Source organism: Methanobacterium veterum, from assembly GCF_000745485.1.
GTDB lineage: Archaea > Methanobacteriota > Methanobacteria > Methanobacteriales > Methanobacteriaceae > Methanobacterium_D > Methanobacterium_D veterum.
On the sequence record NZ_KN050694.1, the window covers coordinates 326,593 to 345,194 of the forward strand.

An 18,602-nucleotide genomic window follows, 5' to 3' on the forward strand; every position below is an offset into this window, starting at 1 on the left:
ACTTCTTTTATCCCAAACTAATTTTATAAAACTAATATAAGAATCCAATTTAAGTATGTGATGTACAATTGACAAATATAACTCTAAAAGTGTGTAAGCTTTGATGCTTTAGAAAAAATAAAATATTAGCTATTCCATAATATTATTAAATAATCAAGTAGAATTCAAATCTTAAAAAACTCATAAGGTAGAGTTTTCTGCAATCAAATAACGTAATAATGAATCATTATTTTTACAAAAATTCAAACTTAATTTTTAATGGGAATAACATGTTAGAACCAAAATATGAATCTATAGAGAACTTTAAATTTAAATCTGGTGAAATTTTACCTGAATTAAACATAGAATACGCCACATTTGGAACCAAAAAGCTGGATGATAATGGAAATATCATAAATGGAATAGTCTACCTGCACGGCTCTTCTGGAGATTACTCATCTGTAAAACGTGTAAAAGATGTTTTAGGCCCTGGAAAAGTTATGGATACTGATAATTATTATGTAATCTGCCCTACATCTCTTGGAAATCCAGGATCCTCATCGCCATCAACATCAGGCATGGGACACCTATTTCCAAAATATACTGTAGAAGATATGGTAGATGCATCATACGCCCTTTTAACTCAAAAATTAAATATTAAACACCTGAAAGGTATCATTGGCACTTCAATGGGGGGTTTTCTAGCACTCCAATGGGCCATAAAATACCCAGATTTTATGGATTTTATCATACCTCTCACTACAAGCTCTTCATCAAAAGGTCAAAATTATGCATTATCTACTATAATGAACAATTACATTAAAAATGATCCAGATTATTTAGATGGTAAATATGAGGATAAACCCCAAACCGGGCCTCAAAATGCGATGATGATGCTTTATTTATTTGGTTTTTCACCAGCTTACTATAAAAATTCTTCAAATGAAGAAGTTCTTGAATCAATTCATGAAATGGAATTAGAAGGAGCTAATTCTGATGCAAATAACATAGTATGGCAAAATGAAGCTACTATGATATATGATGTAAGCGAAGAACTGCATAAAATAAAAGCCAGAACACTTGTAATTGGAATTAATCAGGACCAGTATTTCCCACCTGATACTGATGTAATACCTCTTGCAGAATCAATACAAGGATCTGAACTTTTTTTATATGATTCTGTGCTTGGACATGTGGGATCAAGTGAGATAAAAATAGCAGAACAGGTAATTAATGATTTTTTAACTAAATCTGGGGATTAAAGATGAAAGTTAAAGTTGTTGATTATGGAGTTTCAGATGATCCCAAAAAGTACTATGTGACTTATAAAATTACTGATATCGATGAGGAATCAATAAATAAACTTAAAAACCGTGTTGAAGAAGAATTAGATTATAAATCAGGAGATTTATATTTAACTGCGTATTTTAACCAGGAATATTATCCATTTGGAAGTGAAGAATCAAAATACCGTAGTGAAGACTTTATGGCCAGGGAAGAAATTGAAATGTGGGCATATTTAATGAGTCTTTTGGAAGATTAAAGAATTTGAGAATTTTAAATTAATTTATAAATTTTATTTTACATATTTGATATCATCACTACTATGGGAGAAACTGATAAATGAAGGATACGTCTTCAAATGACCTAAAGGATTTTAAAATACGCGAAAAATTGCAGTGGGCAATGTCCAAGTCCATGGAAAAGATGGGAATGCATGAATTTGATTCGTGTCATTTTGAAATAGTGCCGGTTGAAATAACAGTTCCTGGACTGGACCCTTCTTTTGATGGTTACAGCATTGCACATATTACGGATATTCATTTAGGACAGTGGATATCAACAGATAGACTAAATGGAGTCATGGATCTTGTCAATCGACAAAATCCAGATATGGTAGCAATAACCGGCGATTTTGTATCTTATGCAATCGATCATCTTGTAGATGACTTAACTAACTGTCTTAAGAAACTTCAACCCAATGATGTGTCACTAGCGGTCCTTGGAAATCACGACCACTGGCTTGGGGCAGATAAAATTCGTAATATACTGCAAGAAAGCGATATAATAGACATCAGTAATGATGTTTATACTTTAAAACGTGGAGATGCCGTACTGCATGTAGCAGGTGTTGACAGTGTCACATTAAATAAACACCGCCTGGATCTGGTTATGAATAAATTACCCTCTTGCGGACCTGCAATACTGCTTGCACATGAACCAGACTTTGCAGATATTAGTGCAACAACAGGGAGATTCAGTTTACAGATTTCAGGCCACTCACATGGAGGACAATTTATGATACCTGGTATTGGAACATTTATCAGAGGCCCTCACTTTTTAAAGTACCCAGTTGGTAAATATAAAGTTGGGGATATGGTTCAGTACACAAACCGTGGACTTGGAACAAATATATTCTGGCTCAGAATTAACTGTCCACCTGAAATCACTGTAATAAAACTCAGAACACCCAAATAACTATAGGAATAAATACATGATAATTAATAACTCACAAGATTAATAACTAGATAAAATCCATATTAATATTTAGTATTCAGTATTTATCCGAGGTTAAAAATGGATAAAAACCAGAACATTCTATGGCTAGGGCGTACATTGGTCTTATGGATATCAGAAGTGGCAGGGCTCATGTTAATGACATGGTTTCTTCCAGGACTGAGTATCAACAGCTGGGAAACAGCATTTATAGTAGTTACACTAATCGGTATAATAAATGCTATTTTTTGGCCGCTTTTATCTTATTATACACTTCCTTTCCTTGTTTTTACGTTTGGAGTAGGTACATTACTTTTAAATGGTTTGATTATATGGTTTATTAGCCTGTTTGTGCCAGGAATCACCATAAAAGACTCAGCATTAGTTTTAACCCCCCTAGGAATAGCTTTTATTAACACACTTGTATCTGGAGTTTTAACCATTGGGGATGAGGCATCTTATTATAGATCAGTCTTAAAGAGATATACTGAACGATTTTCAAAAAAGAATCATTCAGATAAACCAGGTATCATATTTTTAGAAATTGATGGTCTGGCAGAAGCTGTCCTGCAAAGTGCTTTAGATAATGGATACATGCCCACACTTAAGGGGTGGATAGAAAATGGGAGCCATAAAATCCTCCAGTGGGAAACTGATCTTTCTTCCCAAACTGGTGCTTCCCAGGCAGGTATCCTCCACGGAAAAAATCAGGATATGCCTGCTTTCAGATGGGTTGAAAAGGAAAATGATAACAAATTAAGGGTATCTACGGGATTATTTGATGCACCCCTACTTGAACAGCGCGTATCAGATGGAAATGGATTACTTGCAATAAATGGAGCGAGCAGATCTAATCTTTTTTCTGGAGATGCATTAAATGCTATATTTACCTACAGCAAGCTCAGTGATTTGTCTAAGTTTTATACGAGGGCATGGTACTTCTTCTATTCCAACCCATATAACTTTGCACGTACCATTGTGCTGTTGGTATGGGACATCCTCCTGGAAATTGCATCCCGCTTCAGGCAGTGGAGAAAGAATATACAACCTAGAATGAGCCGCAGCATTCTTTATCTAGTTGTAAGGGCTACAGCTAATGTTTTTTTACGCGAAATAACAACAAGTACAATTATTGGAGACATTTTTACAGGTCGGGCTGATGCAGTATATGCAACATACGTAGGTTACGATGAAATAGCACACCACTCCGGTACAAAAGATAGTGATGCTTTTTATGCACTTAAGCAGTTAGATAAACAGTTTTTACTTTTAAATGATGCAAGAAAAAGTGCTTCAAGGCCGTATCATTTTGTGATACTTTCAGATCATGGGCAAAGTAATGGGGCAACATTTAAACAGCGCTACGGAGTTACTCTGGAAGGTTTAGTGCGTAAACTAATTCCTAAAGACTTAAAAATATATTATGAATTTGATACAAATGAAGACCACTTCAGCCAGGTGATCACTTATCCCATTGCCGATGGAAAACGCTGGATAAGTGAAAGAAGAGAAAATGCTATTAAAGGCAGTAAAGAATTCACTGGAAACATCCGGCAGTCAATTGAAAGGCAGGAAACTAAATGGATAAAGGAAAAAAGAGAAAATGCAGTTAAAAGCAGTAAAGAATTCACTGGAAACATCTGGCAATCACTTGATAAGGATGATAAAATAAGTGAAAGGCTGGCAAAATTTAATGAGGCCCTAAAAATTCCAGTGAAACCACGAGAAAAACCAATCACCCATAAAGAAGCTGATGTTACGGTACTTGCCTCAGGTAACCTTGGACTTATCTACTTCAAAAAATGGGAAAATAGAATGACCTTTGAAGAAATTAATGCAGTATTTCCTGAGTTAATTCCAGGTTTAATTCAACATGAAGGCATTGGATTTATAATGGTCCGATCTAGCAAGGAGGGGCCGCTCATAATTGGATCAAAGGGAGTCTATTATCTAAAAGATGACAGGATAGAAGGGGAAAACCCGCTTAAAGGTTTTGGAAAAAACGCTGCTTTGCATTTAAAAAGAACAGACAGTTTTAAATATGTACCTGATATTCTGGTAAACAGCTTATATGATGCTCAAAGGAATGAAGTAGCTGCTTTTGAAGAATTAATAGGCAGCCATGGAGGATTGGGTGGTGAACAGTCCAAACCCTTCTTATTGTATCCATCAAGCTGGAATTTAGAAAAAGAAGAAATAATAGGGGCCGAAAAGCTCCACAGTGTTTTAAAAAGTAAGTTAAATGAATTATGGTTAACTACTGAAAATTTATAAATTAAACTCTGAATTAATCAACTTATAATCCATTCTGGGAATGAATGCCCTACTTCCTGTTGATTTGCAGGTAAAGAAAAATGCAGATGTGCAAATGACCATTTATCTTCTTTATTTTCAAGAACCATGCTTAACCGCCCCGAAAGTAGTACTTCTTTTCCTGAAACCACGGCGTACATTGTCATCAATGCTGATAACCATGCTACATTGCCCGCATATTGAATAGTGACCTTTTCAAATTTAACCTGAATATTATCCGCCTGGGCAAAATCACGTTTAAATCCTTCTTCAAGTTCTTCACGGCCATGAACCCATTCATCAGTTCCAGTACCTATCGCTACAATATGGGGATCATCTATAAATAGATCCATCATAACATCAATATCTTTGTCTGCATATGCTTTTGCATACTTTTTAAGCATGCCCATAACTTCAAGCTCTATGTTTTCCTCACATTTCATACTTAAGCCACCCTTTATCATATTTATGTTTTCTTTGTTATATATATTTATAGGAGTATTTTAAGCAAATTGAGGCATAATTTAGTCATTATTTTAAATTCGGGTGAATTAAACTGGTTTATAATTCATATTAAAATGTTAAAAAATACAAGACTATTCGCTACAACACATAAACCCTTCTTTTAAAATATGGGTTATCTTAAAAATATTTAGTTTACCCAACGATATTCTAAATACATTGTTTTGCACATGCAAACATGTTATGTTTGCTGTTAAAATCTTCGATTTTACAACCTTCAGGATATAGCGAAACTATTTTTAAATATGCTTTCTAATATTACATGATGAAATCTCTGTGTATAATCGCATGTGGAAAAAAGAAAATATGGGATGAAAATCCAGAAAAAGGTCCTGTAAAAGCAGAAAATTTGTATACAGGTTCATTTACCAGAAAATGTATGCAATACGCTAAAAAGGCTGATTTTGGTTCATGGTGCATTTTATCAGCTAAATACGGGTTTTTATTTCCAGATGAAGTTGTCCAGGGACAGTACAGTGAATGTTTCCACAATAAAACATCAAATCCAATTACATTAGAGAATCTTTTTTTACAGATAAAGTCTAAAGAACTTGATAAATACGAAAAAATCACTATTCTTGGTGGAAATTATTATACTCACATGATGAAAAAATTGTTTAGCGAAAAAGAAGTTCTTAATCCGTTAAATGGATGCAAAGGTATTGGACACATGATGAAAAAACTCAATAGTTTAATTAACACTGCATCACTTTAATTTTAGTTTAATAAAAGATATATTAACCCATTAAAACTATAAGTCAACTAAGATGTGATATTATGATACCCGAATGGATTATGGCAGGATTATGGGGTTTAATAGCTGGATCCGCTCTTTTAATTGGAGCACTGTTTGCATATTTATTTAAGATTCCCCAACGTATTGTAGCATCTATAATGGCATTTGGTGCAGGTGTTTTACTTTCAGCAATCTCCTTGGAGTTAATGGAAGAATCATTTTCCCTTGGAGGATTCCCAAACATGGTTACAGGTTTTCTTCTGGGGGCCTTAATCTTTACAGTTATAAATATTTATCTTGCGCGCTATGGGGCTAAACACCGTAAACGTTCAGGTAAACAGGTTCAATCAAAGGCATGTCTGAAGATAATAGTTTAGCTATTGTCGTGGGCTCTGTAATAGACGGGATCCCTGAATCAACTGCCATAGGGATTACTATAATTACAGGCGGTGCTGTAAGTGTTGCGACAGTTGCAGCAATTTTTATATCCAATATACCTGAAGGTTTATCAAGTACAGCCGGTATCAAAAATGCAGGGTGGAACCCTGGTTCAATATTTGGTATGTGGCTCCTTATTACAGCTGTCAGTGGGTTAGCGTCTCTGGCAGGTTATGCTATATTCAGTCAGCTACCGCAGAGTATAAATTCATTAACTCTAGCGCTTGCAGCAGGTGGAATTCTTGCAATGCTCGTAGATACAATGATTCCTGAAGCTTTTTCAGAAACTCATGACCTTGCAGGTTTAATTACAGTTTTAGGGTTTATAGTTTCATTTATCCTTTCAAAAATAGGATAAGATATAGAACTATAAAAAAGTAATAGAAAAAAAGTAATTAATTTGTTTTAAAATTAACTAGCGTTTTTTCAGCTCAACAGCTAAATTTTTACCCATTTCATAGCATTTATCTAATTCTTCTCCTTTAGGAACGAAATTTACTTCAAGTTTATCGAAAATTTCAAATCCACAGTTTTCAATATCATCTGCTAATTTATGGATTCCACCTTTAGACCATCCATAGGATCCAAAAATAAGGGCTAATTTTTTAATTTGGGGCCTATCAAACCTTAAGCTTCCAAGATAATAAATTAAATCTCCAATACTTGGAAATGGATTGTTAAAAATGGTAGGAACTCCAAATAAAACAGCTTTACTGTCTAAAATATCCTTTACAATTTCGCTACGTTCGTCTTCATGCAAGAAATAGGTGAAAACATCTACATCTTCACTCATAATTCCTTCTACTAATGCATGGGCCATCTTTTGTGTTGAGCCGTGCATTGTATCATAAACGACAGTTACCTTATTTTTACATTTACCTGTAGCCCAGTTGCTGTATGCCTCAATAATCTTCATTGGATCTGTCCAGATTTGACCATGTGCAGGAGCAATTGTTTCAATTTTTTCCAATAATGCCAGATCTTCAATTTCTTTAAATTTTCTGAGTATCATTGGAGATAGTGGCGTAAGTAAATTAGCATAAAACTTCTTTGCAGCATCCATTAGTACAAATTCAGGAATTTCATCATCCATTCTCTGTTTAAAACATAAATGCTGTCCAAAAGCATCGTTTGAAAATAGTATGCCATCATCAACGAGCAGTGTAAACATGCTGTCAGGCCAGTGTAGCATAGGAGCTTCAATGAAAGTTAATTTTCTATTCCCAACATCAAGCTCATCTCCAGTCTTGACAACATTAAAATTAACATTTTCAAGGGAATAATGCATTTTAAGCCCATTTAATGCCTTTTGAGTACAGTATATTGGTGCATCAGGGAATTTTTTATGCATTTCTTGCAGTGTACCACTATGATCCTTTTCAATATGGTTTTGAATTATAATATCTATTTTGAAATCTTTTCCTTCCTTATTACAGGCATCTTCAATTCTGCCCAACATCTGAGAAGTTGTTCCAGGATATGCGTTATCAATTAAAACTGTCTTATCTTCTCCAAATATTAAGTAAGCGTTATATGTTGTCCCATTTAGGGTATATCCATGGTAACTCCTTAAATCCCAGTCTAAAACTCCAACCCAGTATACACCATCATTAATTTTGACTGCATCTGCCTTCATTTTTCACACCTCTAAAACGAAAGTTTAGAAACTTCTAAATATATTTAAATCTATTAATTTAAGTTATATAACTTTTAACTTATATTTTTATCTACAAAAGCCAAAGAATACTATTAAATGATTAAATTAAGATAATAAGTCTTTTTTTAGCTATTATGGCAAAAATAGATTATATTACGTTCTATTTATATTTATATTGAAACAAATGCTTAGCTATTAACTTTCGCCCATGTATATAGCGTGAGCATTAAATATTTCCTGTTAAATTTTAGTTGATATATAAAATAAAAAATAGGTGATTTAGTATATTCAAATAAAAATATTACATTATTTAAGAGCCTCAAGAACATAAGCATTGGTCTTAATACTCTAATTTATTGAAAATTAATTTAAATTTAGTCCCATTAGTCCTATCAAGTTCTATAGTCCCATCTAATTGATCGACAAGGCTATTTACTAATAATAAACCTAAGGTGCCATTATTTTTATAATTAATGTCTTCTGGTAATCCAACGCCATTATCGCTTATAATTAAAATAAATTTATCTTTTTTATAGGAATGTAGATATACATATATCTCATTTAAATTTGTTGTATTATCCTGTGATTTGCAGTAGTTTGCTGGAAAAGCATATTTTAATGAGTTTGTTACAAGTTCGTTAATGATTAAACCACAGGGAATTGCTGTATTAATATCCAGTGAAACATCGTCAATATCCAACTTAAAGTTTATGTAAGAAGGATCTATGGAATAAGAATAGGACAAATAATTTATTAAATTTTCAACATATGCTCCAAATTCAATATTTGTAAAATCTGAGGATTGATACAGCTGTTCATGGATAAATGCCATTGATCTGACTCTGCTCTGCCTTTCTCTAAATAGCTCAAGATCTTCTTTATCTTTTACATATTTAGATTGGAGGCTGAGCAGACTGCTTATAATCTGTAAATTATTTTTAACACGGTGGTGGATTTCTTGAAGAAGTAGCCCTTTTTCCTCAAGGGATGCTTTAATTTTATTTTCTGCCAGTTTAATATCGGTAATATCGTTACCAATACAAACTATCCCCAATGTTTGGGAGTTATCAATTTCAATTTGAGAGAGGGACAAAAATACTGGAATTAAGTGGCCATTTTTAGCCTTGAACATGGTTTCTATATTAGTTATTGATTTTTTATCCCCATTAAATGGATTTTCTTTAAACAAAGGCTTTTGATCCTCTGCAAAGACAGTGTTAAGAGGTTTATCAACTAATTCTGAATCAGCGACCCCTAAAAGATCCATAGTTGCCTGGTTAACCTTTACTATGCGCATGTCATCATCAAGTAAAAAGAAAAAGTTTGACATGATAGACACAATGCTATCTGCAGCGATAGCAGGAGTAAGTGCAGGAAATTTATATTTCCAGATTCCATAGCTCATGAGGGTGATTCCCATTGTCATGGTGGTCATTGTCAGTTCAGGTACCCTTAAAAATACAATTGGTAACATGAAGTCTGTAGCTAAACTTATAAAGAAAGGTATGTAAAGGCCTGCAAGGATGTATTTAGCCTGTTTTTTCTTTAAATCGTATGATTTTAGATAATATGCAAAACATATTCCCCCTGCTAAAACCACTGCAACAACTGTCCACAGCGACATGATGTTGTATAAAGTTGCATCTGCAGGAACAATGTAAGTCCATCCCCAGTATTCTTTTGAAGCGCCGGATATAAGTAAATCAGTGGTTAATCCAACTGCAGAAATGGCGATTCCTGGCAGATATATTAAAAGATAGGTTAATTTATTTTTTAAATAGGAAGATTTGGTAAATATCAATGAGACATGCAGTAGTAAGGAAGGCACTATTGGCCATAGGGTACTGATTTTTAACCAGAAAAATGCTGTCTGAAAGGTTTCAGCATGCCTGTATTCAAATTCTATAAACGCGAGAAATCCTACAAATATACATGTTAACGCAATTATGGTATTTAACCGGCTTTTTGGATTTTTATGGTAAATAAAATTACCAAGAAAAAAACACACCATAAAGGCTACCAGTGAAATTAATGCAAATACGTTCATTTAATATTTTTCTCCGATTTAAACTTTTTTAAACTTTGTTTTTTATATTATTTAAGTATGACATGATATGTGACTCTAGTTTAACTCATATATTCATAAAAAAGTTTATTTTTAAACAATATTTATTATTTATACTTAAAAATTGTATTACTTTTATTTATTTGTTTATTTTGCCTAAATAAACAGATAATAAGAAGTCAATATCTATTAATCAGTAAAATATGTTTAAAATTGTATTAAAATCTGGAGGAAAAAATATGCATTTGAACGCCAATTATAGAAATATTGAATTTAAGTCTTTGAAATATTTAAAAAATGAAATTACCTATGGAGGATATTTAGCTGCACTGTGCAGTCCCTGTTTTATAATATCCGCATCGATTATTCTGGATATCAAAATTTCCATACCTATGCTGCTAATATCATATTTACTGCCTCTGATAATTTACAGCTACGATTACTATAAAGATATCGATAAGGATATTAAAAATAATTCAGAAAGGGCTACTTTTTTAAAAAGAAAAGCTGATAGATATCCCTTTGTATTTGCTTTTTACAGTTTATTTTTAGTTTCTCTGCTGGTATTATATTCAAACTGGGGGATGGTTGTTTTTATAGTGGCTATAATGGCCGGTGGGATACTGTACAACGTGGTGCTCAAAAACCTAACAAAAAAGATTCCTGCATTTAAAAACATGTTTACAGCATTAACATGGGCATTAGTAGGGGCACTTTTCCCTCTTTTTTACTATTCCATGGATATTAACATGTCTTTTATAATAGCATTTTCATTTATATTTATGAGGGTCATGAACAATGTTATGTTCTTTGATTTGAAGGATATAGAAAATGACAGGTCTGAAGGCTTAAAAACGCTCCCTGTAATGCTGGGAAAAAAAGGTGCATTAAACTTTCTGCAGGCTTTAAATGTTATTTCATTCATTCCTTTAGTGGTGGGAGTGTACTTTAACATAATTGATATTAAGGGTATTTTCTTGCTAATTTTCCTTTTTTATAGTTATTTCTATATTAATAAGGCAAACTCAGCATCAAATAGCGAATTAGAAAAAACTGCGCATACATTAGCGGATTTAGAGTTTATTTTATGGCCTGTTGTTCTTATACTGATCCAATTTTTAAGTATAGTTTAATTAAGTAGAACTAGACAGCCATTTGTTTATTTTTAATCATATTCCCTTTAATTTATTTTTTATTAAAACTTAATATTTAAATATCTATTTTATCCCTCTTTCTGTAGGCCATCCCCTGGAAGATTGCTATTAATTCACCGTCATCACCTGTAACTGTAATGGTATAAGTACCAAGCTTTGGATTTGCAGATATCTCTTCTGCTTCTGCAAATAAAGTTCCAGATCTAGCGGCTTTCATAAATGAGATATTTGCATTTATAGCTACTGTAACAGTCCTGTAAGAATTTGCAGCAGCAGCAAAGGTAAAATCTGCTAAAGTAAATATAGCTCCCCCATGGACAGTCCCAATCCCATTAAGATGATTTTCAGTTATCTCCATTTTAGATTTTGCCCATCCTTCTTTAACTTCAAGTAGTTCTATACCTGTATATTCCGCAAATTTATCTTTTTTAAAGAATTCTTTAATCTTTTCCATCTTAATTCACCATAACCCTATATTAAATATTTATTATCTATAAATAATTCTCTTTAAAGGAATAATTTTATAATTAATTATATATTCATTGATTTTTGTTTAAGTGATTTTTATGTTGGCCATAGAAATAATATATAACCAACCCTATTGCGAGCCAGACAATAAATTTTAATTGAGTAATTGTCGGCAGTTCAAATACAAGCAAAATGCAGAATACTATTGTAATAGCAGGGATCATAGGTACAAGCAGCGTTTTAAAATGGCGCTGAATGTCTGGCTGCGTTTTTCTTAATATTATTGCAGCAAATGAAACTACAATAAATGCTGCAAGTGTCCCTATATTTACAAGCGGGACTACATCAGTTAGGAACAAATGCAGCAATAGCCGCCCCCAATATAACCAATAACTGCAATACCAGTAACTGAGGTCTTATATTTTTCATGTATTTTTATTTGATTTTCTTGATTAATGGAGTTTAAATTATTTAAAATAACAATTAACACTGTTTTTAACATTTTTTGACTTAGTTAATTATTATAATAATAAAATATAAATAAGTATTACTAATATCACCTAAAATTTAAGTAAATATGTTTTTCATTAAACAATTAACGCGCCGTATTTTAATTTATAAATTTATATCAAGCTTAAAAAGAGGAAATATTATGGATATTAAAATAGATATCAAAGAAATTATAGGAGAAAATGCCAAAAATAGTTATATTCCTGTAGAATTGATAACTGATAGAGGTGAAGTATCCTGCCGATTTTATAAAGTTGACAGTAACAATTTAAGCGTAATTTGGGTAGGTGGAGTAGGTGGAGGTTGGGACACACCAGCTGAAGAATTATACCCCGATCTATCTGAAAAAATTAAAAAAAACGGCATATCCTCCCTTAGAATCCGCTACAGATATCCTCATGATATTGAAGAATCTTTATATGATGTACTTGCTGGAATTAAATTTTTAGAAAATTTAGGGGCATCCAAAATTGCTTTAGTTGGCCATTCACTTGGAGGCGCGGTGGTGATTCAAGCTGCTGCATCATCTAGTTCTGTTAAGACTGTAGTTGCACTTTCAACTCAAAGCCACGGGACTGATTCAGTTTCTAATTTTTCTCAAGATACTTCCATATTAATTATCCATGGATCTGATGATCCTGTTCTTCCCATAAACTGTTCTAAACAGGTTTACAATAAAGCACATGAGCCCAAGGAAATAGTTATATTAACTGGAAATGCACATTGTCTGGATGAATCATCTGAAAAAGTTCACCAGATAGTATACGATTGGATTGTGTCAGAATTAACTAATTAAACATTAACCTAATAATAGCGTATATCACGTTCTTTTAATGATAAGTTACTTTGGCCTATTACATACAAATAAATCTCTTCAGTTTCATCTGCTTTTACTGGTTTCCACCCTCTGAATTTCCAGACATATGAAACAATTCGAGTACCAGGCTTTAATTCCTCCAGAAACTTAGATTTTAATTTTTGATTGGCAGTATCACTTAAAAATAAAGTTACCACAGTAGCTTCACTGATATTCTGATTGAAAAAGTTTCCCCATACAATTTTGGCTCTGTTTCCAATACCTGAAAGTGTTATGACTAAGCGAGACCAAAATACACGTGAGGGGTCTGCTTCCAACCCTACGGCCTTTGCATTATACTTTTTAACAGCATTAATCACAATTCTACCGTCGCCAGAGCCGAGATCATATACAATATCTCCTGTACCTACTTCTGCCATATCAAGCATCTGTTTAACCAATTTTTTAGAAGTAGGCTGAAATCCAGCACCTATAATACTTGACCAGAATATCCATATTAAAAAAAGTCCAATTAGTGCTATAACTATGAGTATATATAATGAAAATGTCATTTTGCGCTCCGATTTTTATATTATTCAATAATAGATTTGATCTATATACTATTAATTAAAATTTATCTTTAGCATAAAATTAAGCCGTGAGCATCAAAAATGCTCCCAAAATCCTCCAAAAGCTTTTTAAGCTTTGATTTTTGGGTTCAAAAACATTACATTTTTTCCAAACCTCAAAAATTTACAATTTTTGGGTCCAGAAAAATGCACGGCATGCAAACACGATGTGTTTTGCTGTTTTAAATCTCCGATTTGACAACATTTTTCTTCAACTCAAAATCCATGATTTTTGACAGATGTGTGCCTCTGTTACTTCCTGCTTAGTTTAATTGCTAATCTTGACTTTTCAAGAGCTAAGCCCAGTTGTAAACCAATAGAACTAAGATTTTCGAGACTGATATCATTGTAATGTTTTATCTGTCTGCTGCCCATATTTAAAAGACCTATTATATTATCTCCGCTTTTAATGGGCAATATTAACATAGTTCTTATGCCATTTGCTTTAACTGCAGGTTCAAGGGAGTCATATTCTTCAGATTCAGATGTTACATATACTAAATTCTGTTTTTCAAGTGTTTTACTGAAGAGATCTTTAAACATGCCTGCCATGCACATATTTTTAAGACCTTCAGGAAGATTTCTGTGTACCCTTAAAGTTAATTCTTCTTTATCGTCATTTAGGTAAATACAACCCATTTCAAAGCCCAGTGAATTAATAGTAGATTTTACAGCCTTTTCAAGCATTTCATCTTCGTTGCTTGTGGAATTAAGTACAGTCGAAATCTGGTTCATTGCAAGTAAAGTGTTGGCAAATTCCTCTTTCTCACTGGTTAACCTCTGCATCTTCAGATATCCTGAAAGTTCATCGGCAGCCATCTCTACATTTTCAATGCTTACAGAGCTAACTGAAGTTAAAGTAGTCAGTAGAAGTATAGAACCAATGGCAGAATCTTCATCGATAATAGGAATAGACAGCATCAAAGAAATAGACATATCTTCAAGTATTGACTTGACATTTTCAAGATAAAATTCTCTGTTTCCAGCAGATTTTGTTTCCAATGTATCCATGCTTTTTTCAATAAATCCTTTAATATTTGGAAGTAATTTACCAGTTAACTGCGACGTTTCGTATGCAGGCCTTAAATTTCCATTATCCTTTAAAAATATTGTACAATATTTATATGGAATTATATCTTTGATACTCCCTGTTGTCTCTTTCATAAGCTGTTCTTCACTACCTGCTGAACTTGCAGCCTGAGCTATAGATAACAATGTTTCTAACTCGCGTTTTGTACGCCGGGATTGTGAAAGTTCTTCTCCCATAATGACACTGCCAATAACTGCTTCATCATCATCCAAAATTGGCTGCAGTGATATTTTATACGGCCGATAAACGCCAGACTTTTCTATCATGTCTATTTCAATAGTTGTCTTATCCTTTGAGCTTAACCATCGTATAATATTTTCAAGCATATTTATTTGTTCGCTGCTTATTATCTCACGCAAATTCTTTTTTCCTGGGAAAAATGTATCAAATGAATTATTGGATGTTATTATGTCCATATATGTGTTAATAGTGAATATTAATGCCTCAGGACGGTTAATTGAGATTTTAAGTTCCGCTTCCTTTGACCGTAGTATATGTAATCTTGAAGCAGCAGATACAAGTTCGTTTGTTTCTTGAGTATCAAGATCAACAGTTTCAGATATTATCTCAGGTTTTTCAGGGATGGAATGTTTTAAAAACCATAATTTACTCCGGCCCACAAATTTAAAATCTAATATTTCTTTTGCATGCAATATTTCAAGGTATTTAAGCACTGTAGCTCTACTCCGACTTGTACCTCTTGTTATTTTATCCAGCATGCAGTCTTCAGGCGGGTGAGATTTAATATATGACACAATCAGCCTTTCAGTATTTGATAATTCTTCCATGATCTTCATCTCAAATCTTTATACTATATAGTATAATTATATGCTTCCACATATAAATATTATGTACAGCTTGCATTAGCATTATTCTTTTTTATATGGATGTTATTGATAAATTAAAAAGTAAAGTTTAAATACAAGAAATTATACTATAAAGTATAGTTATACTATAAAGTATAGTTTTAATGTATCACATTTTAAGGAGGGCAGATATAATGTATGAAGAAAAAGTAAAAGAATTAAAAGAATTATTAGGACTAAAAGGAAGTCCTGTAGCTGTAAAACTGGTAAAATCAGCCCATGAAATACCTGAAGGTTACTCTAAAATAAGTGAAAAAAAAAGGCACTGTGAATTTGTTCAGGACGCAAGGTTAACTGGAAATAAAGGTTATGCAACTTCTGACGAGCACCTGTGTAAAGGTGGGGCTGGCGTAATGGGAATTGAACCATTACCTGCAAGTGTGGCATCTGGAAAGATGTACCATCAACTTGGAAATTATGAAACTTTAGAAGGCGCACAGGAAACCATAGCTGCTATTCCTAAATCCAGCGAAAATTATTATGCTTCAATTTATTCACCCCTAGAAAGTGCAGAATATGAACCTGATGTAATAGTTCTCGTAATTACACCAAAACAAGCTTTAAGAGTATCTCAAGCTTATTTAAGGGCAAAAGGTGGTAGAATTTCCAGCGACTATTCAGGTATACAATCACTGTGTGCTGATGCAGTAGTGGCCGTAAAAGAGAGGGGAGTACCAAACATGACCCTTGGATGTAGCGGTTCACGTAAATACGCCAAAGTAACAGATGAAGAAGTTGTTATAGGCATACCTCCTAAAAACTTTGTCGATATAGTTGACGCCTTGAAAACATTTAAAGGTAAATGGGGAGAACTTTAGGAGAAAACAGCCATGAAAACAGTGCAAGTTCTGGGAATTAAGGCACCTAATTCAGCTATACTCGCAGAAAACATTATAAAAAACGGTGCAGATGATGGGCTTATCTTAACTCTCAGCCCAGGATCAGAAGAGGGCCTTGAAAACGTAGCAGAGAAATATGGTTTCGCATTTGAAGTTGATAATTTAAAAGACAAGGTTGTTGTTAGAATGACAAAATCACAAGCAGCAGAATTGGACGTTACTGGAGAAACATGCCCCGGACCTATTATACTAGTAGGGGACAAGCTTAGTTCTATGGCAACTGGAGAACGCTTAAAGGTCAAAAGTAAAAGCAGTGAAGCCATTGAAGATATAGCTATTTCCATTCCAGAAATGAATGGTAAAGTGGTTGAAAAAGGTACAGATAACAATAAAACTTATATTTTACTGGAAAAAGTAGAAAAAGCTGCTTCAACATCCGCGGCAGTAGTTAATAGAGATAAAGTGCTTGTTGCACAAAGTAATGGAATAGGTAATGCAGAACGTGCATACGCCACATTCATATTCTCAAAAGCTGCCATCAGTATGGGTAAAAAAGTGACAATATTCCTGCTCATGGATGGAGTAAGTATAGCCAAAAAAGGTAACGCAGAAAAGGTTAAACATCCATCTTTCGATAGATTGGACAATTTAATGATAGAAGTTATTGAAATGGGTGCTAAAGTTTACGTATGCGAACTCAGTGCTGAATTTAGAGGAATGAAACAGGAAGACCTTGTTAAGGGTACCAGCCTCGCAGGGGCTGCAACGTACATAACACTGCTGAGTGACCCTACATACGCAGTTGTAAATTTTTAAGGGAGGAAAAAGAATGCAAGTTACATATCCTGTAATAATACTCGCCATACTGGTGAGCGGTATTGCAAGCGGTTTTATAACATTTAGAATGTCAGGTATGCGCCTGGCGCCTCACTTCGGTGCTTTGATACTGGCACTCATAGTCACAATTGCAGCAATTGCCACAGGTAATGCGCTGGTTCTCTATGCAGCTGTAGCATTGCAGTTAATTGCAGTTATTACAGCATTTACGCAGACATGGGCAACGCTCAAATATAATTTCCAGACATCACCAGCATATGCTCCACATCTGGCTCTTATGGCTATGATTCCAGTGCTCGCAATTGCATCGGTGATTTAATTATTTAATTCTATTTTTTAATTCTTTTTTAAACTCTTAATTTTTTATAATTAATATTCAGTATTTACAGTAGTAATTCTTTAATTTAACTGAAATACGTCCCGTGTTATAGATTTATTTAACTTACTCCATATAATAAAACCAATGATAACCGAAGAGAAAGAAAAAGTAAGAAACCTAATCTGGAGCACTTTAGAGAATAATAATTTATCCCAACAAACTAAATCTCCCTATGGAAGAATACCTGATTTTTCAGGCTCGACTGAAGCTGCCAGAATGTTAAGAAGCACTGAAGAATGGAAAAATGCGGAAGTTATCTTCTCAAGTCCAGATACAGCTCAGATAAAAGTCCGTGAATTTGCACTGTTAGATAAAAAGCTGTTAATTATGGCTTCACCCAAGCTTAAAGATGGATTCCTTTTAATAGATCCATTTAGCATTAAAGGGAATGAAGATACAGCATCAACCATAAAAGGCGCTTTTAAATTTGGGAAAAAAATTCATGAACTTACGAAACTTCGTTTCGTGCTCCGAAATCAAAGATTTCGAGAGTTCCCTAAGGTAAATCTAGTAATTGAAGGTTCTGTTGCAGTTGATAAATCTGGAAACAGGCTTGGAAAAGGAGGGGGCTACGGTGATAGAGAAATATCAGAGCTAATTTCTGAAAAAGCTATTACACCAAGTACTCCAGTTGTAACTACTGTCCATGAAATCCAGATTATAGGCGAAGTCCCCACAGAAGAGCATGATCAAAAAATAAACATGATAGTGACACCTGAAAGGGTAATCAGGATCAATTGACTTGTCAAATTATGTTATACTTAAAATAATACATCAAAAATTAATGAATATTAGCAATGATATAGTTGTCCATATTCATAATAAAGTCTAGAAAGTAGACAATACAAT

Annotated in this window: 20 protein-coding genes; 13 read left to right on the forward strand and 7 right to left on the reverse strand. The window is 33.5% G+C overall.

Features of this window, described 5'->3' with window-relative positions:
- The first annotated feature begins 269 nt into the window (after positions 1-269).
- The 4 genes from EJ01_RS15425 to EJ01_RS15440 all read left to right on the forward strand — a co-directional run bounded on the left by EJ01_RS15425 (position 270) and on the right by EJ01_RS15440 (position 4,749).
- On the forward strand, positions 270-1,241 hold the full coding sequence (locus EJ01_RS15425) for an alpha/beta fold hydrolase (RefSeq protein ID WP_052376280.1): 972 nt from the start codon (positions 270-272) through the stop codon (positions 1,239-1,241).
- Positions 1,242-1,243: 2 nt separating this feature from the next.
- Positions 1,244-1,522, forward strand: a complete 279-nt coding sequence (locus tag EJ01_RS15430) for a DUF5750 family protein (RefSeq protein ID WP_048082605.1) — start codon at positions 1,244-1,246, stop codon at positions 1,520-1,522.
- Positions 1,523-1,602: 80 nt separating this feature from the next.
- Complete coding sequence (locus tag EJ01_RS15435; RefSeq protein ID WP_048082606.1) at positions 1,603-2,457, forward strand: metallophosphoesterase; 855 nt, start codon at positions 1,603-1,605, stop codon at positions 2,455-2,457.
- Between the two features lie 99 nt (positions 2,458-2,556).
- Positions 2,557-4,749 (forward strand): phage holin family protein, encoded by a 2,193-nt coding sequence (locus tag EJ01_RS15440; protein ID WP_048082607.1) that lies wholly within the window; start codon positions 2,557-2,559, stop codon positions 4,747-4,749.
- A 17-nt stretch (positions 4,750-4,766) separates the two neighbouring features.
- On the opposite strand, the gene EJ01_RS15445 is transcribed toward EJ01_RS15440, so the two are convergent.
- Positions 4,767-5,210 carry a nuclear transport factor 2 family protein gene (locus tag EJ01_RS15445; protein WP_048082608.1) on the reverse strand — a complete coding sequence of 148 codons (444 nt, stop codon included), beginning with the start codon at positions 5,208-5,210 and terminating at the stop codon, positions 4,767-4,769.
- Positions 5,211-5,554: 344 nt separating this feature from the next.
- On the opposite strand from EJ01_RS15445, the gene EJ01_RS15450 reads away from it, so the two are divergent.
- The 3 genes from EJ01_RS15450 (at position 5,555) to EJ01_RS17905 (ending at position 6,821) form a co-directional block, all read left to right on the forward strand.
- Entirely contained in the window at positions 5,555-6,004 is a 450-nt protein-coding gene (locus EJ01_RS15450; protein WP_048082609.1) for a DUF6884 domain-containing protein, read from the forward strand.
- Positions 6,005-6,066: 62 nt separating this feature from the next.
- Positions 6,067-6,402, forward strand: coding sequence for a ZIP family metal transporter (locus tag EJ01_RS17900; RefSeq protein WP_245611238.1), 336 nt, complete (start codon positions 6,067-6,069; stop codon positions 6,400-6,402).
- Positions 6,381-6,821: a ZIP family metal transporter gene (locus EJ01_RS17905; RefSeq protein WP_245611239.1), complete on the forward strand. Its 441-nt coding sequence runs from the start codon at positions 6,381-6,383 to the stop codon at positions 6,819-6,821. Before EJ01_RS17900 ends, EJ01_RS17905 begins: the two co-directional genes overlap by 22 nt.
- A 57-nt stretch (positions 6,822-6,878) precedes the next feature.
- On the opposite strand, the gene EJ01_RS15460 is transcribed toward EJ01_RS17905, so the two are convergent.
- Together EJ01_RS15460 and EJ01_RS16820 are read right to left on the reverse strand one after the other, a co-directional pair.
- Positions 6,879-8,099, reverse strand: coding sequence for an FprA family A-type flavoprotein (locus tag EJ01_RS15460; RefSeq protein ID WP_048082610.1), 1,221 nt, complete (start codon positions 8,097-8,099; stop codon positions 6,879-6,881).
- A 361-nt stretch (positions 8,100-8,460) separates the two neighbouring features.
- Positions 8,461-10,167, reverse strand: a complete 1,707-nt coding sequence (locus tag EJ01_RS16820; protein WP_052376281.1) for a histidine kinase dimerization/phosphoacceptor domain -containing protein — start codon at positions 10,165-10,167, stop codon at positions 8,461-8,463.
- Positions 10,168-10,424: 257 nt separating this feature from the next.
- On the opposite strand from EJ01_RS16820, the gene EJ01_RS15470 reads away from it, so the two are divergent.
- Positions 10,425-11,318 carry a UbiA family prenyltransferase gene (locus EJ01_RS15470; protein ID WP_048082611.1) on the forward strand — a complete coding sequence of 298 codons (894 nt, stop codon included), beginning with the start codon at positions 10,425-10,427 and terminating at the stop codon, positions 11,316-11,318.
- 76 nt (positions 11,319-11,394) lie between these two features.
- On the opposite strand, the gene EJ01_RS15475 is transcribed toward EJ01_RS15470, so the two are convergent.
- Together EJ01_RS15475 and EJ01_RS15480 are read right to left on the reverse strand one after the other, a co-directional pair.
- Positions 11,395-11,793: a PaaI family thioesterase gene (locus EJ01_RS15475; protein ID WP_048082612.1), complete on the reverse strand. Its 399-nt coding sequence runs from the start codon at positions 11,791-11,793 to the stop codon at positions 11,395-11,397.
- Positions 11,794-11,878: 85 nt separating this feature from the next.
- Positions 11,879-12,175, reverse strand: a complete 297-nt coding sequence (locus EJ01_RS15480; protein ID WP_048082613.1) for an amino acid permease C-terminal domain-containing protein — start codon at positions 12,173-12,175, stop codon at positions 11,879-11,881.
- A gap of 284 nt (positions 12,176-12,459) precedes the next feature.
- Between EJ01_RS15480 and EJ01_RS15485 the strand changes: the two genes are divergently transcribed.
- Positions 12,460-13,113 (forward strand): alpha/beta hydrolase, encoded by a 654-nt coding sequence (locus tag EJ01_RS15485; protein ID WP_048082614.1) that lies wholly within the window; start codon positions 12,460-12,462, stop codon positions 13,111-13,113.
- Positions 13,114-13,121: 8 nt separating this feature from the next.
- Here the strand turns inward: EJ01_RS15485 and EJ01_RS15490 are convergent, their stop codons facing one another.
- Together EJ01_RS15490 and EJ01_RS15495 are read right to left on the reverse strand one after the other, a co-directional pair.
- Positions 13,122-13,685 (reverse strand): class I SAM-dependent methyltransferase, encoded by a 564-nt coding sequence (locus EJ01_RS15490; protein WP_169740473.1) that lies wholly within the window; start codon positions 13,683-13,685, stop codon positions 13,122-13,124.
- A gap of 309 nt (positions 13,686-13,994) precedes the next feature.
- A complete protein-coding gene (locus tag EJ01_RS15495) occupies positions 13,995-15,620 on the reverse strand; it encodes a GAF domain-containing protein (protein ID WP_048082615.1) in 1,626 nt (541 codons plus the stop codon).
- A gap of 212 nt (positions 15,621-15,832) precedes the next feature.
- On the opposite strand from EJ01_RS15495, the gene EJ01_RS15500 reads away from it, so the two are divergent.
- From EJ01_RS15500 to EJ01_RS15515, 4 genes are all read left to right on the forward strand, one after another.
- Positions 15,833-16,516: a DUF169 domain-containing protein gene (locus tag EJ01_RS15500; RefSeq protein WP_331275703.1), complete on the forward strand. Its 684-nt coding sequence runs from the start codon at positions 15,833-15,835 to the stop codon at positions 16,514-16,516.
- Positions 16,517-16,528: 12 nt separating this feature from the next.
- Complete coding sequence (locus EJ01_RS15505) at positions 16,529-17,353, forward strand: DsrE family protein (protein ID WP_048082616.1); 825 nt, start codon at positions 16,529-16,531, stop codon at positions 17,351-17,353.
- A 13-nt stretch (positions 17,354-17,366) separates the two neighbouring features.
- A complete protein-coding gene (locus EJ01_RS15510; RefSeq protein ID WP_048082617.1) occupies positions 17,367-17,693 on the forward strand; it encodes a DUF5400 domain-containing protein in 327 nt (108 codons plus the stop codon).
- A 144-nt stretch (positions 17,694-17,837) separates the two neighbouring features.
- Positions 17,838-18,494, forward strand: coding sequence for a 5-formyltetrahydrofolate cyclo-ligase (locus EJ01_RS15515; protein ID WP_048082618.1), 657 nt, complete (start codon positions 17,838-17,840; stop codon positions 18,492-18,494).
- The last annotated feature ends 108 nt before the right edge of the window (positions 18,495-18,602 follow it).

Coding starts and splice junctions, on each gene's coding strand:
- EJ01_RS15425 (WP_052376280.1), top strand. CDS start 270: ATGTTAGAACCAAAATATGAATCTATAGAGAACTTTAAATTTAAATCT.
- EJ01_RS15430 (WP_048082605.1), top strand. CDS start 1,244: ATGAAAGTTAAAGTTGTTGATTATGGAGTTTCAGATGATCCCAAAAAG.
- EJ01_RS15435 (WP_048082606.1), top strand. CDS start 1,603: ATGAAGGATACGTCTTCAAATGACCTAAAGGATTTTAAAATACGCGAA.
- EJ01_RS15440 (WP_048082607.1), top strand. CDS start 2,557: ATGGATAAAAACCAGAACATTCTATGGCTAGGGCGTACATTGGTCTTA.
- EJ01_RS15445 (WP_048082608.1), bottom strand. CDS start 5,210: ATGAAATGTGAGGAAAACATAGAGCTTGAAGTTATGGGCATGCTTAAA.
- EJ01_RS15450 (WP_048082609.1), top strand. CDS start 5,555: ATGAAATCTCTGTGTATAATCGCATGTGGAAAAAAGAAAATATGGGAT.
- EJ01_RS17900 (WP_245611238.1), top strand. CDS start 6,067: ATGATACCCGAATGGATTATGGCAGGATTATGGGGTTTAATAGCTGGA.
- EJ01_RS17905 (WP_245611239.1), top strand. CDS start 6,381: ATGTCTGAAGATAATAGTTTAGCTATTGTCGTGGGCTCTGTAATAGAC.
- EJ01_RS15460 (WP_048082610.1), bottom strand. CDS start 8,099: ATGAAGGCAGATGCAGTCAAAATTAATGATGGTGTATACTGGGTTGGA.
- EJ01_RS16820 (WP_052376281.1), bottom strand. CDS start 10,167: ATGAACGTATTTGCATTAATTTCACTGGTAGCCTTTATGGTGTGTTTT.
- EJ01_RS15470 (WP_048082611.1), top strand. CDS start 10,425: ATGCATTTGAACGCCAATTATAGAAATATTGAATTTAAGTCTTTGAAA.
- EJ01_RS15475 (WP_048082612.1), bottom strand. CDS start 11,793: ATGGAAAAGATTAAAGAATTCTTTAAAAAAGATAAATTTGCGGAATAT.
- EJ01_RS15485 (WP_048082614.1), top strand. CDS start 12,460: ATGGATATTAAAATAGATATCAAAGAAATTATAGGAGAAAATGCCAAA.
- EJ01_RS15490 (WP_169740473.1), bottom strand. CDS start 13,685: ATGACATTTTCATTATATATACTCATAGTTATAGCACTAATTGGACTT.
- EJ01_RS15495 (WP_048082615.1), bottom strand. CDS start 15,620: ATGGAAGAATTATCAAATACTGAAAGGCTGATTGTGTCATATATTAAA.
- EJ01_RS15500 (WP_331275703.1), top strand. CDS start 15,833: ATGTATGAAGAAAAAGTAAAAGAATTAAAAGAATTATTAGGACTAAAA.
- EJ01_RS15505 (WP_048082616.1), top strand. CDS start 16,529: ATGAAAACAGTGCAAGTTCTGGGAATTAAGGCACCTAATTCAGCTATA.
- EJ01_RS15510 (WP_048082617.1), top strand. CDS start 17,367: ATGCAAGTTACATATCCTGTAATAATACTCGCCATACTGGTGAGCGGT.
- EJ01_RS15515 (WP_048082618.1), top strand. CDS start 17,838: ATGATAACCGAAGAGAAAGAAAAAGTAAGAAACCTAATCTGGAGCACT.